Here is a 15,850-nt window from a genome sequence, read left to right as displayed (position 1 = left end):
ATGAGACTCTTTAGTAAAAAAAATAAAAACGCTCCTACTGCAATGCAAAAAGCTACGCAATCTGTAATGCTAAGCATTCAATCTGATAGTAGAGGTAAGGTTAAACTGACTCAAAGCTCGAAAAGGCTTATACAAATGAATCCTGGAGAAGTTCAATTCATTGAAGAAAAAGGCAAGATTTATACTTTAAATAAGGTTGATCTAGACATCATTCCTAATTCAAAACATTCAAGCGGATTGCTTTACCTAACTGATAAAGATAATGGTCAAAAAATCGTTATCGGGTTTCAAGTTTCAAAGGACGCAGGAATGTTCTTGAAAACATTCATACCCGCTTTTTGATTAGCCTTCGGGCTTTTCTTTTTCAATACAAAAGAACATACGTTTGTATGTTTCTGGCGTATTTATATACAAAACAGGTTTTAAGGAGGGATTGTCATGAATGGACATGTGCGGAAAATTGGCGGTAAATGGCATTACGTAATCGAAATGGCAAAAGTTGGGGGCAAACGCCAACGTATACAAAAAGGCGGTTGGAATACAAAAACAGAGGCACAAGAAAAACTAAGAGAGGCCTTAAGTCTTTATAAAGATGGAGGAAAAGTTGATATTAAGGAAATGAGTGTTTCTGATTACTTTGACTACTGGATGGAAAACTATGTTGAAAAGAAGTTAAAATACAACACTCAGAAAAATTATCAAAATGCGGTTAACAAATACATAAAACCAGAAATTGGCAAATACTATCTCAGCTCTATTGGGCCAGCAAGATTGCAAGAGTTGGTAAATAAATTACCTGATGGGTTTAGTACCCCACTATCTAAACATTCAGTTGAAATTATGTTTACTGTTTTAAAAGGTGCATTCAAAAGAGCAGTCTATCCTTGGCAAGCAATCAATAACAATCCAATGATCTACGTTGAGATGCCATCTTTTGAAAACAAGCCTAAGCAAACACGTGACGATATGAAAATAATCACTATGGAGCAGTATCAGGCTATTTTAGATAGCAATCCACCTTCTAGCCCCTTTCATCTACCATTAATGATCGGGTTTCATACTGGATTACGCCGCGGTGAGGTTTGCGGTCTCCAATGGTCCGATATTTCATTTGAGGATCAAACATTGACTGTGGATCGCATCATGCTTCAAGATAAACATGGCATACAGTTAGGAACACCAAAAACGCAATCTAGTTTTCGAACAATAGCAATAGATGATATTTTGCTCCAAGAATTAAAGAGAGTCCGCAAGCGCCAGTCTGAGAATAAACTTCGTCATGGAAAATACTATTTTGATAGTCAATTTGTTTGCACTAAGGAAAACGGTGAACCTGTCACACCGAATTCAATCAAATGGCATAGTGGAAAAGTAAAAAAAGAATTAGGATTCGATTTCAACTTTCATTCCCTTAGACACACACATGCCACTATGCTTTTGGAGGATGGTGTAAAGCCTAAAATAGTACAAGAAAGACTTGGCCATTCCAGAATTTCAACTACCATGGATAAGTACGTCCATGTAACGAAAAAAATGAGAACAGAAGCTGTTGATATATTCGCCCAAAGACTAAGAAGATCATCAAATTAGAATTTAGTTTTCATAAAAAATGTCGCCCTAAAATAAATTAGGGCGACAAATGGGCGAATAAAAAATGAAAATTAGATTTTATTATCAAATATTTTCAAACAAACCCTTGCTATTTCTTCGGTTCATCCTCATCCATTTTCAGAACAGCCATGAAGGCTTCTTGCGGTACTTCGACGGAGCCGATTTGTTTCATCCGCTTTTTCCCTTCTTTTTGTTTCTCTAGGAGTTTGCGTTTTCGAGAAACGTCACCGCCATAACATTTCGCCAATACGTTTTTACGCAAGGCTTTGATGTCGGAACGCGCAACGATTTTTTGTCCGATGGCTGCTTGGATCGGTACTTCAAATTGTTGTCGTGGGATCAGTTTTTTCAGTTTTTCAACGATGGCTTTACCGCGTTCATAAGCAAAGTCACGGTGAACGATAAAGCTTAACGCATCGACTTTTTCAGTATTCAGCAAGATGTCCATCTTCACTAGCTTGCTAGTTCGGTAACCAGACATTTCGTAATCGAGTGATGCGTACCCTTTGGTGCTGGATTTCAATTTATCAAAGAAATCAAAGACGATTTCCGATAGTGGGATCTCATAAACGACGTTCACTCGATAATCATCCAAGTAATCCATCGTGACAAAGTCTCCCCGTTTGCGTTGGGACAATTCCATTACAGCACCGACGTAATCATTAGGCACCATGATTTGTGCTTTGACGTAAGGTTCTTGTACGTTTTCAATCGTGACTGGTTCAGGAAATTCTGCTGGGTTATCAACGACCACCATTGAGCCATCTGTCTTGTTGACATGATAGATTACGGATGGTGCAGTCGTAATCAACTCAAGGTTAAATTCACGTTCTAGCCGTTCTTGCACGACATCCATGTGTAATAGGCCTAAGAAGCCGCAACGGAACCCAAATCCTAATGCTTGAGAGGTTTCTGGTTCAAATTGCAATGCTGCATCATTCAATTGTAATTTTTCCAATGCTTCTCGAAGGTCGTTGTAGCGTGAAGTATCGATTGGGTACAATCCGCAATAAACCATCGGATTCATTTGACGATAACCAGCTAAGGCTTCTTCTGCTGGATTGTTGGCTAATGTCACCGTATCCCCGACTTGGGTATCTTTAACGGTCTTGATGGCAGCAGTGATATACCCAACATCGCCCACCATCAACGCATCTCGTTGAATGGCTTTTGGTGAAAAGACACCAACTTCCGTAACATCAAAGGTCTTGCCATTGCTCATCATTTTGATTTTATCTCCAGGTTTGACCATCCCGTCCATGATGCGGACGTTTAAGACCACCCCACGATAGGAATCGTACACGGAGTCAAAGATCAACGCTTTTAGCGGTGCTTCAATATCACCTGCTGGAGCTGGGACATACTCAACAATTTGTTCCAAAATGTCTTCGATCCCAATACCTGCTTTGGCACTTGCTAAAACAGCTTCACTGGCATCGATACCGATCACATCTTCGATCTCTGTTCGTACTCGCTCAGGATCGGCAGCTGGCAAGTCTATTTTATTAATGACTGGTAGGATCTCTAAATCATTGTCTAACGCCAAGTAGACGTTTGCCAATGTCTGTGCTTCGATCCCTTGAGCTGCATCAACGACGAGCACGGCGCCTTCACAAGCAGCCAAACTGCGGGAAACTTCATAGGTGAAATCGACGTGCCCTGGGGTGTCGATCAAATGGAAGATGTAGGTTTCGCCGTCTTTGGCGGTATAGTTAAGTTCCACGGCATTTAATTTGATTGTGATTCCTCGTTCACGTTCAAGATCCATGGAGTCTAATAATTGGTTTTGCATTTCTCGTGACGTCACCGTATGGGTTTGTTCCAAAATACGGTCCGCCAATGTTGATTTCCCATGGTCGATATGGGCGATAATGGAGAAATTACGAATCTTCTCCTGTCGTTTTTTCATTTCTTCTATGTTCATGGATACGTTCCTCATTTCTTTTAGTCAGCTTTTCTATTATACCAACGAAACGCCAATAGATAAAGTATTTTTCTTAACCGTTATTTAGACATATTCATTCAGGTTTTGCTATACTAGAGCTAGCAAATAAATTGGAGTTGAAAGAATGGACAATAATTTTCATCAAAATCTACATATTCGAGCGGTGGAAGAAAAAGACGTTGATCAGTTCAATGAACTGTTAAGCTATGTTTTTCAGATCACTGAATCGGATATTGAAGAAAGCGGCTATGAGAGCAAACGGGAAATGATCAAATCTAAGCGCCCGATCTTAGAGCTTTCCAAGGTCTTTGGCTGGTTCAATGAAGACAAGTTGATCTCACAAATCGCCGTTTATCCTTGTGAAGTCAATATACACGGCAAATTGATCAAAATGGGCGGAGTGACCGGTGTTGGGACCTACCCAGAATATGCCGGACATGGCCTGATGAAAGACTTGATCAAGCTTGCCTTAGAAACGATGCGGGAAGATCAGCAATGGATCTCCTACCTTTATCCATACAATGTGCCCTACTATCGTCGCAAAGGCTGGGAGATCATGTCCGACAAGCTGACCTTCAAAATTCGTGATACCCAGCTTCCGAAAACCAAAGAAGTCCCTGGGATCGTAGAGCGCAAAGAAGTGGATGACCCTGATGTCTTTACTGTCTACAACCAATTCTCCCGCGACAATCATGGTGCCTTGCAGCGGACCTCTTTTCACTGGGAAGAGTATTGGCGCTATGAAAATGAAGAAGAGCGCACCGCGGCTGTTTATTACAATGCCAGTGGTCATCCGACTGGTGTACTTTTTTATTGGGTAGCCGAAGAAGTCTTCCATGTAAAGGAAATGTTCTACTTGAATCAAGAAGCCCGCAATGGTCTTTGGAATTTTATCTCTGCCCATTTCTCAATGGTTTATTGGGTCAAAGGAGACATATATTCAAATGAACCCCTGTCCTTCTACTTGGACGATAGCCAAATCAAAGAAACCATCGAGCCTTATTACATGGCGCGGATCGTCGATGTTGAACAGTTTTTGAAAAACTTCCCATTTGAAGCCTTCCAAACACCCATTCACTTTGTTGTTTCCGACCCAGTTGCCGATTGGAACAACGGGATCTTCGGTGTCCAATACAATCACGGGGAGATCGTGGTTTCAAGAGAAGCCATCGGAAAAGCGGTCCAGCTGGATATTCAGACATTGTCTTGTCTGTTGATGAATTACCGCCGCCCAGCTTACTTAGAGCGTGTGGAACGGCTAAATACCGATTCAGAAACACTGGCATTACTGGAATCGATCATCCCTGATATGGAAGCCTATTTCAGCGATTATTTCTAAACAACGAATCAACAAAATGTACAACTATGAATGATTAAGGAGTGTTTTTGAATGAAACTATATTTTGCTGCTCCCCTGTTTGCTGCTAGTGACCTGCGCTACAACGCCGAACTTGTTGCGTCGATTCGTCAGCAGTATCCGCAGCTGGAGATTTATTTACCTCAAGAAAATGCCGCGATCAATGATAAATCCGCCTACGCGGATAGCAAAATGATCGCTTTGGCAGATACCGAAAAAGTGCTGGAAAGTGATTTGATGATCGCTTTGCTGGATGGTTTGACCATCGATGCTGGGGTTGCCTCTGAGATCGGTGTCGCTTATGCAAAAGGCATTCCTGTTTTAGGGCTTTATACGGATAGTCGCCAACAAGGTGCCGACAATCAGCAAAAGCTGGCAGCATTACAAACCGTTGCGGAAAATCAGTTCCACTATGTCAATCTTTATACGGTGGGGTTGATCAAGCTAAACGGGGAAATTTACTCCTCTGAAGCAGCCCTTTTAGCTGGCTTAGCCGACTATCTTTCGGAGGACAACTAAATGGGGCAAAATTATCAGCGACTGCAAAAGGTATTCACTATTTTCGGTATTCTCGTGTTTTGTTTTTCTTTGTGGGAATTTTTCCGCGGGGTCTATCCGCAAACACAAGGAATGATTTTTCTCGCCCAAGCCTTGCTTGGGATTTTATTGATCTTCGTCCCAGAAATGAGTAAAAAGTTCTTAAAAATCCAGCTACCAAATGCCACCGTCTACTTTTATTGGTTTTTCTTGCTGATCTCTGTATTTATGGGGACGATCTTACATTTGATCGAAACCATTGCTTTCTGGGATAAAATTCTGCATGCGGTAAGCCCAATGGTCTTGACGGCTGTCGGCTATGGACTGATCTGTCTCTTACTAAAAGAAGTGCCTGTTTCAAAAGTTTCGCCTTGGTTATTTTTACTGATGGGCTTTGCTTTTGCTGGCTTGTGTGGTATCTTCTGGGAGTTTTGGGAGTTTATCTGCGATTCCGTTGGTGGAATGAACCTCCAACGTTATGCAACCTTAGATGGCACCCCATTTATCGGTCGTGAAGCATTAATGGATACGATGGGCGATTTACTGACCAACACGATTGGTGCTGCCTTGATGGGCGTGATCGCATATGTGCAAGGTCGAGGGAAACCTGATTACTTTGAAAGTTATCGAATTAAAAAATTATCATAAACGACCATAAAAAGCTTGTTGAAACCAGCGTTTTTCAACAAGCTTTTTTCTTTTGTTCTTTTATTCATAAAGAAAAATTTATAAAAATACTTAAATAACACATCTTATTTTTATAGATTCGCTGTCTATCAAGGTTTGACCTTTCTTACACTTCCCTATAAAACGGTTACAACTACAAGAAAATTCCCTCGTTTAATCATTTTTATTTCCCCAAAAAACCATGGTCTGTTATAATTACATTATTCATTTGACATTGCGTCAGTAAAGGAGAGGCTTATGGTTCTAACAGTGTTTTTTATTTTATGCTGCTTGATTTTTTCATCGATCACCTATGCGTTCTCTAAAGATGCCCGAAAATTTGTCCAACCTTTATCAATCAAAATTATTTTTATTGCATCAGCTATTATTGCGGTTTGGACAATGTTCTTTTCTATGGTTGCATTTGTCGCTTGGGTCATCTAAAAAACATTCTTGCCAGTTGCGATCGTTTTCGCTGCACTGGCAAGAATGTTTTTTCTTTTGATTAAAATAGTTTGATTTGATTCAATGGCCAAAAGCGCAGCAGCACTTTCCCTTCCATTTGATCTTCCGTTACAACCCCGAAACTGCGACTGTCTCTAGAGATCAAACGATTGTCTCCCATCACAAAATAGCTGCCATCAGGCACCGTTACTGAGAAATCTTCCGTAAACTGTTCCGCACCAGCGGCGATTTGCTGAAACATTTCGCGATAAGAATATTCGTCTTGTAATTGATCGTCTGCAAATTTCTCTTTAAACTCATCTAAATAGGGTTCTTCGTATACTTCTCCATTGATCGTTAGGACATCATCTTTCATCTCGATGGTATCACCGGGTAAACCAATCAACCGCTTGACAGCGATTTTACTTGGATCATCTGGTTCAACACATATCACGATGTCTTGTCGGTCATAGGAGGAGATTTTTGATGCAATCAAACGCTGTTTATCTGCCAACGTCGGGTCCATAGAATGGCCACTGACTTGAACAGGGGTCAGGACAAACAGACGGATGAGAACCACGGCGACGATAAAGAAAAGCAGTAACCAATTTTCTTTGAGAATTTTTACCATAGCTGCTCTTTCGCTCCTTTAATGCATCTTTTGTCATCAGCGACAGCTTGTTCTGCCATTTTGACAAAAGATATCTTCCTCAATCTTACGTGGAATTTTTGCTTTGAGCAAGAGAAATCATCGATTTTAAAAAATTTATGATATTTCTCGTTGAGAAAAGAATCGTTTACGTTCGATCACGACTCAAGAAAGCAAACACATCTTTTCGACGTAGACTCCCTATCAGTTGGTGATTTTCTTCGATCACCACCGTCTCATGACTCGCAAATAAAGTATACAACTCATTTAATGGCGTAGATGCTGCAATTTTCGGGTCAGCTTGATTGATGTCATTGCTGAAAAAGTTCATCCGTATCAAATCTCCTGCTGTGACCAGTTTTGCTTCGTCTTCCCCGGTTTCTTCAAAGAAGCTTTTCACAAAAGCGGTCTTCGGTTGTGAAACGATGACTTCTGGTGTATCGCATTGAACGATCTTCCCTTGATTCATGACAGCAATGCGCGTACCTAGTTTTACCGCTTCTTTCATATTATGAGTGACAAAAATGATCGTTGTCCCAAGCTCTTGGTGCAAATCAAGGACTAGCTCCTGTAAGGAATTACGAGAAATTGGATCAAGAGCACTAAAGGGTTCGTCCATCAGAATAATTTCTGGGTTAGCAGCTAACGCTCTTAAAATCCCGATGCGCTGCTGCTCTCCTCCTGACAACTCTTTAGGCATTCGATGGCGGTATTGCTCTGGGTCAAGTTTGACCTGTGTCAGCAAACGATCCACGGCTTCTGAGCGATCTTTTTTCGACCAACCTAACATCTCTGGGATCACTTCGATATTTTGTTTCACATCCATTGTCGGAAACAGGGCGATTTGTTGGAGAACATACCCCATTTGCCAACGCATTTTTTGGATATTGTATTCTTTGATCCGTTTTTCTTTGAAGTAGATATCGCCATCCGTTGGTTCTGACAACGCGTTGATCATCTTCAAAGTCGTCGTTTTCCCACTCCCAGAAGGACCGACCAAAACAAAGATTTCTCCTTTATTGATACTCAGATCTAATTGATCGATCACTAGTTTTTGATCAAACTTTTTACTGACGTTTTTAAATTCAATAATTGGTGTCATTCTTGTCCCTCCTTAATTAATCCTTCGTCTATCAGGAAGGTACGTGCGACTTCTGCTGGATTTTTTCCTTCGACATTGACCTGATAATTCATTTCACTCATTTGTTCTTCGGTGATTTTCCCTGCCAACTTTTCTAATGCACGGACGACTTCTGGATGTTCCTTGGCAAAGGCTTCTTTCATCAAAGGCGCTCCTTGATAAGGTGGAAATAGTTCCTGATCGTCTTCTAGAATAACTAAGCCATATTGACGCAATTCACTGTCCGTGGAATAGGCATCCAGTAGATTGATATCGCCATTATTGATGGCTTGGTAACGCAATGCTGGTTCCATACTTTGGACACTTGGAAAATCTAGCCCATAAAGTTCTTGGATCCCCGCATATCCGTCCGTCCGATCAATGAATTCGAGAGTGAAGCCAGCTTTGATTTGATTTTCGATTTTCTTCAAATCAGAGATCGTGGTTAGTCCATTTTCCTCAGCAAATTCTTTTTTGACAGCCAACGCATAGGTATTTTGATACGCCATCGGCTGAAGCAAGGTCATCTCAAACTGATCCTTCAATAGATTGACTGCTTCGGTATAGGTTTCGTCGGAGTCAAGGTTTTGACTCGCAAGCTCTTCTGGTACCTCAACTAAACTCTCCAAGACGGTACCAGTAAACTCTGGATATATATCAACTTGACCATTGTCCAATGCGCTGAATAAGAAAGAGGTTTTTCCAAAATTTGGCTCTAGTTCAACTTGGGCATCAGGGTCTTCTTGTTCAATCAATTCTTTGTACATGTTGATCAAGATATCTGGTTCAGATCCTAGTTTCCCTGCGATCGTAATGGTTTTGGGAGCAAAAAATCCGCTTTGTGAGAAGGAAACCCCACCAATCAGCAAGATGATTGCTGCCAACGTGATCAAGGTATAGCGCGGTTTTAAATGTTGCAGGTAACGAATCAGGGTACTGAAAACAATCGCCAACAAGGCAGACCCGATCGCACCAATCAACGTTAACTCAGGCGCATTTCGATCGATCCCTAACAAAATAAAGGAACCTAACCCGCCAGCGCCAATCAAAGCGGCTAAGGTCGCTGTTCCGATGATCAAGACCAGCGCCGTGCGAATCCCAGAAATTATGACAGGCAAAGCAATCGGCAATTCGACTTTGATCAATCGGCGCATCCGAGACATACCAAATGCCGCAGCAGCTTCTTCGATTGATGGATCGATCTCCGAAAGGCCAATATAGGTATTTTGAAAGATCGGCAATAACGCATAAATAACTAATGCGATCAATGCAGGTGGCGTTCCGATCCCCACGAATGGAATCAATAAACCTAACAGTGCCAGTGATGGAATCGTCTGTAACACACTCGTTATTTGTAGGCCGACTTCCGCTGCCCGTTTATGATTAACCAGCCAAATAGCTAAAGGAACAGCAATAACGATCGCCACGAGCAGCGCAATGATCGACAATGACAAATGTTCAAAGACAGCTGTCAGCAATTCCCCTTTTCGCTCATTCAACGTTTCAAAAAAAGTATTCATCTTTTCATTCCTCTCCTACTCCATAAGAACAGTATAATCGAAGTGCGAATTTCCTCCAAACAACAAGCAAGGAGAACTTTTTTGTCATATGTTGAGAGACAAAAAAACGATGGCTGCCAATGAAATGGCAACCATCGTTTTGTATTTATTTGTTCTCTTTTTATTACTCGGTCATTGGCGTATTTTCAAAAACCAGCTGATCGTTCAATAATTCGATCGTGACTTGGGTCTTTGGTAAGACTCTGCCAGCAACGATTTCTTTTGCCAATGGGGTTTCGACTTCTCTTGTGATAAACCGACGGAGAGGTCGCGCACCATATGCTGGCTCATAAGCACTTTCAGCGATCCAGCGTTTGGCTTCTTCAGTGATCGTCAACAGTATATCTTGGACTTCCAGTCGTTGTGAAAGCTGTGCGATGATCTTGTCGACGATGCCTGTCACATCGCTTAGACTAAGCGGTGTGAATAAAATCGTATCGTCGATTCGATTTAAGAATTCTGGTTTGAAATGACCTCTCAAGAGATTACGGACAGTTTCTGCGACAGTTTCTGGGATCGTCCCTTCTGCAGTCACGCCATCTAGCAAGACTTGAGAGCCGATGTTGCTAGTCATGATCAAGACGGTATTTTTGAAATCAACGACGCGTCCTTTTGAGTCTGTCAAACGGCCATCATCAAGCACTTGCAATAAGATATTGAAGACATCTGGATGGGCTTTTTCGATCTCATCCAATAAGACGATCGTGTATGGATTGCGTCGAACGGCTTCGGTCAATTGTCCGCCTTCTTCAAATCCAACATAGCCTGGAGGGGCACCGACCAAACGAGACACCGAATGTTTTTCCATGTATTCGCTCATATCGATCCGAACCATATGCTCTTCAGAGTCAAAGAGGTTGACCGCTAACGCTTTCGCTAATTCGGTCTTACCGACACCGGTCGGTCCTAAGAACAAGAAGGAACCTAATGGTCGATTTGGATCTTGAAGACCAGCTCGGGAACGAATGACTGCATCACTCACGGCATCGACTGCCTCGTCTTGTCCAATCACTCGTTGATGCAAGGTCTCATTTAATTTCAAAAGTTTTTCTCGTTCGCCCTCCACTAATTTCGCAACAGGGATTCCTGTCAAGCGGCCCACGACTAAGGCGATCTCATTTTCTGTCACTGACTCTTGAACCATCCGAATGCCTTCGTCTTGGTTTTTTTCTTCTAATTCAGCGAGTTCTTTTTCCAGTTGGGGAATCGTCCCATGACGAAGAACAGCTGCCCGTTCCAAATCATAGTTATTTTCAGCATCTTCCAACTCATGCTTGGCTTTATCGATCTCTGCCCGTTTATTGGAAACTGCATTGACTTCTTCTTTTTCCGTTTCCCACTGCATTTTCATGGTATTGACTTCTTCACGCAATTCCGCCAATTCTTCTTGTAAAATGCCTAAACGTTTTTTCGATGCATCATCGGATTCTTTTTTCAGTGCGGCTTCTTCGATCTCCAATTGCATCAAACGTCGAGTGACCTGATCGAGCTCGGTAGGCATCGAATTCATTTCTACCCGAATCGTGGCACTTGCTTCGTCGATCAAATCGATGGCTTTGTCTGGTAAAAAGCGGTCCGTGATATACCGATCAGATAAGGTCGCAGCAGCAACAAGCGCATTGTCATGGATATTGACGCCATGATGGATCTCGAACCGTTCTTTCAAGCCACGTAAAATCGAAATCGTATCTTGAACGGTTGGTTCCTGTACCAGCACTTTTTGGAAACGACGTTCCAAGGCTTTGTCCTTTTCCATGTATTGACGGTATTCATCAAGGGTGGTTGCGCCAATCGTATGCAATTCTCCCCGTGCCAGCATTGGTTTTAGTAAGTTTCCAGCATCCATGCTGCCTTCCGTCTTACCAGCACCTACAATATTGTGGATCTCATCAATAAAGAGAATAATCCGTCCATCGGCTTTTTTCACTTCTTGTAAGACGGCTTTCAAACGCTCTTCAAATTCACCTCGGAACTTGGCACCTGCGATCAAGGCACCCATATCCAGAGAAAAGATCGTTTTGTCTTTTAGGTTTTCTGGGACGTCTTTTCGCACGATCCGTTGAGCCAATCCTTCAACAATGGCTGTTTTACCAACCCCCGGTTCACCAATCAAAACGGGATTGTTTTTTGTTTTCCGAGAAAGGATGCGAATCACGTCGCGAATTTCTTCGTCTCGTCCGATAATGGGGTCCATTTTTCCGCTGCGGACTTGTTGGACCAAGTCAACGCCGTATTTTTCTAATGCTTTGTATTGTTCTTCTTGATTTTGTGAGGTCACACGATCCCCTCCTCTTAATGTTTCGATCGTTTGCTTGATTTCTTTCGCGGTGATTCCTTGTTTCTTTAAATACACCGTCAATGGATGATTTTTCAATTTCATCAACGCATAAAGGACGATTTCTGTGGAAAGATACTCGTCTTGAAATTCATTTTTTAATTGATCTGCCTCAGACAAAAGATGAAACAGATTTTGACTCATGGATTGACCATAACGAACATTTCCTCCTTCAACCGAAGGCAGTTCATCTAGTAGCTGGTCGACTTCCTTTTCAAATGCATCGACATCAAGGCCTGTATCCGTATAAAAATTGCGGCCGAATTGATTGGCTTGCAATAAAATCTTCCATAAATGCGGAATATCGATTTCTTGGTGGTGACGCGTCATGGCAATCTGCTGTGCTTCCGCGATAGCACTCTGTAATGTAGTCGTCATTTTTTCTGGGTTCATACTTTTCCCTCCCAAAATGGTAGTCAGAAAAATTAGTACGCTGCAAGCAGCATCCTTTTTTCTACTCTTGTATTATACAATATTGGTCAGTAATGGTCAAAAGATTTCCCTCGAAGATCAAGATTTTTTTCAGTATTCTTTCATGAAAATTGACAGATAGGAAGCCGCAATGGTATGCTAGGTCCTGATTGGTCAGGAACAATCGATTTTCCTGATCCTTTTGATCGCTCTTTGGCGATAGTTATTCAGTAAGATTATCTACTTAGCTGTAACGTCTACTGTTTACAGCTTTTTTATATGGAGGAAACGATGTTAACATTAACAAATATTAGCCAACAATTTGGCGACAAATTGCTTTACGAAGATGTTTCCGTTCAAATCAACCGTGGGGAAAAAGTCGGGTTGATTGGACGGAACGGCGCCGGCAAAAGTACTTTAATCAAAATCATTACAGGAGAAATTCTCCCAGACGATGGCTTTGTTCAATTTCCGAAAAATTTGAAAATGGGCTATTTGGATCAATATGTCAATGTTGATGAAACGCAATCGATCCGTGATTTTTTGCGCTCTGCCTTTGCAGAAGACTTCGAAAAAGAACAACAGATCGCAGATCTTTATACTGCTTATGGCGAAAGTCTTGACGATAAGCTTTTAGAAAAAGCCGGCGAATTGCAAAATCAATTGGATCAAGGGAATTTCTACCAAATGGATACATTGATCGATGATTTAGCAGAAGGATTAGGTATTTCGGTTCTCGGCATGGATACCCCCCTTGCTTCCTTAAGTGGTGGTCAACGCTCAAAATTGATCTTAGCAAAAATGCTGCTAGAAAAACCCGACATGCTGATTTTAGATGAACCAACCAACCACTTAGATGATGAGCATATCAAATGGCTGGTTGAGTTTTTACAGGACTTTACTGGTACCTACTTAGTCGTTTCTCATGATCGTCAATTCTTGAATGAAATCACGACCCATATCATTGATATCGAATTTGGCAAGCTTTCTAAGTATACGGGGAATTTAGACAAAGCATTAAAGCTAAAAACGCTGCAAAATGAAAGTTATATGAAGCAATACGAAGCACAACAAGAGCATATCAAGAAAACCGAAAGCTATATCCGTAAATACAAAGCTGGTTCTCGTTCAACAATGGCAAAGAGTCGTGAAAAACAATTGGCAAAAATCGAACGTTTGACCCCACCCCAAGATGTCCCTAAACCGCATCTAGGATTTGATTTGGCACCGATCGTTACGACCTTGGCATTAGAGACGACCAATCTAGTGATCGGTTATGACCAAAAGCCTTTACTATCGCCAATCAACCTAACGATCCGCTATGGCGAAAAAATTGCGATTCGGGGATTTAATGGGATCGGTAAATCGACGTTGATCAAAACAATACTTGGTGTGATCCCTGCAATTGAAGGAACCGTTTCTTACCCACAGCATACAAAGTTTAATTACTTTTCTCAAGATCTTGACTGGGAGTATCCATTACAGACGCCTCTGCAATACCTCGAGGATCTTTTCCCAAAGGCAACCAATAAAGAATTGCGACGACAACTTTCTCGTGCGGGATTACCTAGCCAGCTTGCTCAAGAGGAATTGAAATTATTAAGTGGTGGCGAGCAGACAAAAGTGAAGTTAGCTGAAATGATGTTGATCAAAAGCAACTTTTTGATTCTTGATGAACCGACCAACCATATCGATCAAGACACGAAAAACAATTTGGAAGAAACCCTGGCAGCTTTTCCCGGAACCGTTCTGATCGTTTCCCATGAAGCTGAATTCTATGAATCCTTTGTTGATCGGATCATTGATTTGAAAGACTAAAAAAAACGCTTATCCTCTACTCGAAGATAAGCGTTTTTTTAACTTTCCACTTTTTCTTTTCTAAGCTCTGTCAGCTCTTGGCTAATGTCTTTGCGCTTTTCTTTCATTACATATGCAAAGCCAATAATGAAGGGCCAAATGAATGTCGCTAAGCGATACAGCAGCATAGAAGATGCTGCATCGACTGTGCCGACTAATGGACCAAAAAGCAGCATATAAATAAATTCAAAGGAACCGATCCCTGCCGGTGTTGGAATCACTCCGGACAAGACGACGGCAAAGCTGATGAAGGATAACGTCAACAAGAAATCGATCTCTGGGTGCTGCACGACAAGAATCACATAAGGGATCACGTACCAAGGCAGCATCTTCAAAAGATTCCAAAGGTAGATGCGTAAGAAAGCGGTCCGGTCGGTAATGATTGCATTGACCGTTTCTCGCAAAGAATAGATCTGGGTGTTGCATTTGTCAACGATCCCTCTTAACGTTGCACTTTTGAATAGCTTATTGCTGACAATCACAAAAAAGACTTGAATGTTGATACTGACAGAAAGTGCCAATAAAGCGGCTATGATCAAAAAGACGAGTACGATCCCCGCCAATATCACCCAAATCATATTCGGCGCATTGTCATAGAATAACGAGAATTGAATGATCAACCCAGCGATCGCATAAGTCAATATGGCAAACTTATACATCACCATGTGTAAGGTGGTGACCCCAACCCCTTGTGACAACTGCAAGCCATTTTTACGATAAAAATTCACCTCTGAGATCAAGGTGCCCGCGCCAAACGTCACGATCCGATAAAACCCACTGTAACAGACGGTTAGAAACCCCGCCTTGGTGGTGAATTCCGGTTGGAAATTCACAGCAATCTCTTTGACCGTTCGTCCTTCAATCACTAGGTACAATGTGCCAAGCCCCATAACCAGTAAAACGACGAGAAAGCTGGTCTCTCTTAGCCCCGCTAAAATTTCCATCATCGAGTTACGGACAAAAAAATACATCACACCCAGAATGCCTACTAATAAAAGTAAATTAAGGGCGAACTTCACTTTAGTTTTCATATTAACTCCTTGCTTGTTAAACCGAATTTATGCAAAAAAGACCATCAGCAGGATAGCAAAAACGGTGCCGAAAGCAAAAAAGAAATAAAACTTCTTCTTTCTTGTTTTATGGCGAAACACGCGTTGCGCGATCAAACCGCCTAATCCGCCGCCAATCGCCCCCATAAAAAGGAGATTTGCTTCGGGAACCCGCCAACCTTGTTTTACTGCCTGATATTTATCATAACCCATCAGACAGAAAAGATAAAGATTGACTGCAATTAAATAAAACCACAATGGATTGTAAATCAGTGCATCCATCCATTTCCTCCATATGATTGATCGTAGG

The 15,850-nt window shown here is 41.7% G+C and carries 14 protein-coding genes; 7 read left to right on the top strand and 7 right to left on the bottom strand.

Translation table 11 applies throughout. The features are described from left to right. A complete protein-coding gene (locus tag IGK14_RS07610) occupies nt 1–342 on the top strand; it encodes a hypothetical protein (protein ID WP_010748218.1) in 342 nt (113 codons plus the stop codon). Between the two features lie 96 nt (nt 343–438). Beyond that, a complete protein-coding gene (locus tag IGK14_RS07605; protein WP_010748217.1) occupies nt 439–1,590 on the top strand; it encodes a site-specific integrase in 1,152 nt (383 codons plus the stop codon). A gap of 109 nt (nt 1,591–1,699) precedes the next feature. Here IGK14_RS07605 and lepA read toward each other — a convergent pair whose 3' ends face one another. Continuing rightward, nucleotides 1,700–3,535, bottom strand: coding sequence for a translation elongation factor 4 (gene lepA, locus IGK14_RS07600; RefSeq protein WP_005226023.1), 1,836 nt, complete (start codon nt 3,533–3,535; stop codon nt 1,700–1,702). 145 nt (nt 3,536–3,680) lie between these two features. Between lepA and IGK14_RS07595 the strand changes: the two genes are divergently transcribed. The 4 genes from IGK14_RS07595 (at nt 3,681) to IGK14_RS07580 (ending at nt 6,560) form a co-directional block, all read left to right on the top strand. Beyond that, nucleotides 3,681–4,895, top strand: coding sequence for a GNAT family N-acetyltransferase (locus IGK14_RS07595; protein WP_438711966.1), 1,215 nt, complete (start codon nt 3,681–3,683; stop codon nt 4,893–4,895). A 51-nt stretch (nt 4,896–4,946) separates the two neighbouring features. Continuing rightward, the gene (locus IGK14_RS07590; RefSeq protein ID WP_010748216.1) at nt 4,947–5,432 is read left to right on the top strand and encodes a nucleoside 2-deoxyribosyltransferase; all 486 of its coding nucleotides are present in this window, start codon (nt 4,947–4,949) and stop codon (nt 5,430–5,432) included. Continuing rightward, on the top strand, nt 5,433–6,098 hold the full coding sequence (locus IGK14_RS07585) for a hypothetical protein (RefSeq protein ID WP_010748215.1): 666 nt from the start codon (nt 5,433–5,435) through the stop codon (nt 6,096–6,098). Between the two features lie 276 nt (nt 6,099–6,374). Next, nucleotides 6,375–6,560, top strand: a complete 186-nt coding sequence (locus IGK14_RS07580) for a hypothetical protein (RefSeq protein WP_005226019.1) — start codon at nt 6,375–6,377, stop codon at nt 6,558–6,560. 61 nt (nt 6,561–6,621) lie between these two features. Here the strand turns inward: IGK14_RS07580 and lepB are convergent, their stop codons facing one another. The 4 genes from lepB to clpB form a co-directional block, all read right to left on the bottom strand. Next, on the bottom strand, nt 6,622–7,191 hold the full coding sequence (gene lepB, locus IGK14_RS07575; protein WP_010748214.1) for a signal peptidase I: 570 nt from the start codon (nt 7,189–7,191) through the stop codon (nt 6,622–6,624). A gap of 166 nt (nt 7,192–7,357) precedes the next feature. Beyond that, nucleotides 7,358–8,311, bottom strand: coding sequence for an ABC transporter ATP-binding protein (locus tag IGK14_RS07570; RefSeq protein ID WP_010748213.1), 954 nt, complete (start codon nt 8,309–8,311; stop codon nt 7,358–7,360). Continuing rightward, nucleotides 8,308–9,849 (bottom strand): ABC transporter permease/substrate-binding protein, encoded by a 1,542-nt coding sequence (locus tag IGK14_RS07565; protein WP_010748212.1) that lies wholly within the window; start codon nt 9,847–9,849, stop codon nt 8,308–8,310. The genes IGK14_RS07570 and IGK14_RS07565 overlap by 4 nt, the downstream gene beginning before the upstream one ends. 163 nt (nt 9,850–10,012) lie before the next feature. After that, nucleotides 10,013–12,616: an ATP-dependent chaperone ClpB gene (gene clpB, locus IGK14_RS07560; protein ID WP_010748210.1), complete on the bottom strand. Its 2,604-nt coding sequence runs from the start codon at nt 12,614–12,616 to the stop codon at nt 10,013–10,015. Between the two features lie 309 nt (nt 12,617–12,925). Here clpB and IGK14_RS07555 point away from each other — a divergent pair, with 309 nt between their 5' ends. Further along, a complete protein-coding gene (locus IGK14_RS07555) occupies nt 12,926–14,452 on the top strand; it encodes an ABC-F family ATP-binding cassette domain-containing protein (RefSeq protein ID WP_010748209.1) in 1,527 nt (508 codons plus the stop codon). A gap of 38 nt (nt 14,453–14,490) precedes the next feature. Here the strand turns inward: IGK14_RS07555 and IGK14_RS07550 are convergent, their stop codons facing one another. Both IGK14_RS07550 and IGK14_RS07545 read right to left on the bottom strand, forming a co-directional pair. Continuing rightward, nucleotides 14,491–15,522, bottom strand: coding sequence for a lysylphosphatidylglycerol synthase transmembrane domain-containing protein (locus tag IGK14_RS07550; protein WP_010748208.1), 1,032 nt, complete (start codon nt 15,520–15,522; stop codon nt 14,491–14,493). Between the two features lie 27 nt (nt 15,523–15,549). Next, nucleotides 15,550–15,822, bottom strand: coding sequence for a DUF1294 domain-containing protein (locus IGK14_RS07545; protein ID WP_010748207.1), 273 nt, complete (start codon nt 15,820–15,822; stop codon nt 15,550–15,552). Nucleotides 15,823–15,850 lie beyond the last annotated feature (28 nt).

It is taken from the genome of Enterococcus sp. DIV0970a, assembly GCF_051711265.1.
GTDB lineage: Bacteria > Bacillota > Bacilli > Lactobacillales > Enterococcaceae > Enterococcus_D > Enterococcus_D casseliflavus.
This window is presented reverse-complemented; position numbering and strand designations above follow the sequence as displayed.

What these genes read in the sequence shown, in the direction of transcription:
- IGK14_RS07610 (WP_010748218.1), top strand. Translation starts at nt 1, where the DNA reads ATGAGACTCTTTAGTAAAAAAAATAAAAACGCTCCTACTGCAATGCAA.
- IGK14_RS07605 (WP_010748217.1), top strand. Translation starts at nt 439, where the DNA reads ATGAATGGACATGTGCGGAAAATTGGCGGTAAATGGCATTACGTAATC.
- lepA (WP_005226023.1), bottom strand. Translation starts at nt 3,535, where the DNA reads ATGAACATAGAAGAAATGAAAAAACGACAGGAGAAGATTCGTAATTTC.
- IGK14_RS07595 (WP_438711966.1), top strand. Translation starts at nt 3,681, where the DNA reads ATGGACAATAATTTTCATCAAAATCTACATATTCGAGCGGTGGAAGAA.
- IGK14_RS07590 (WP_010748216.1), top strand. Translation starts at nt 4,947, where the DNA reads ATGAAACTATATTTTGCTGCTCCCCTGTTTGCTGCTAGTGACCTGCGC.
- IGK14_RS07585 (WP_010748215.1), top strand. Translation starts at nt 5,433, where the DNA reads ATGGGGCAAAATTATCAGCGACTGCAAAAGGTATTCACTATTTTCGGT.
- IGK14_RS07580 (WP_005226019.1), top strand. Translation starts at nt 6,375, where the DNA reads ATGGTTCTAACAGTGTTTTTTATTTTATGCTGCTTGATTTTTTCATCG.
- lepB (WP_010748214.1), bottom strand. Translation starts at nt 7,191, where the DNA reads ATGGTAAAAATTCTCAAAGAAAATTGGTTACTGCTTTTCTTTATCGTC.
- IGK14_RS07570 (WP_010748213.1), bottom strand. Translation starts at nt 8,311, where the DNA reads ATGACACCAATTATTGAATTTAAAAACGTCAGTAAAAAGTTTGATCAA.
- IGK14_RS07565 (WP_010748212.1), bottom strand. Translation starts at nt 9,849, where the DNA reads ATGAATACTTTTTTTGAAACGTTGAATGAGCGAAAAGGGGAATTGCTG.
- clpB (WP_010748210.1), bottom strand. Translation starts at nt 12,616, where the DNA reads ATGAACCCAGAAAAAATGACGACTACATTACAGAGTGCTATCGCGGAA.
- IGK14_RS07555 (WP_010748209.1), top strand. Translation starts at nt 12,926, where the DNA reads ATGTTAACATTAACAAATATTAGCCAACAATTTGGCGACAAATTGCTT.
- IGK14_RS07550 (WP_010748208.1), bottom strand. Translation starts at nt 15,522, where the DNA reads ATGAAAACTAAAGTGAAGTTCGCCCTTAATTTACTTTTATTAGTAGGC.
- IGK14_RS07545 (WP_010748207.1), bottom strand. Translation starts at nt 15,822, where the DNA reads ATGGATGCACTGATTTACAATCCATTGTGGTTTTATTTAATTGCAGTC.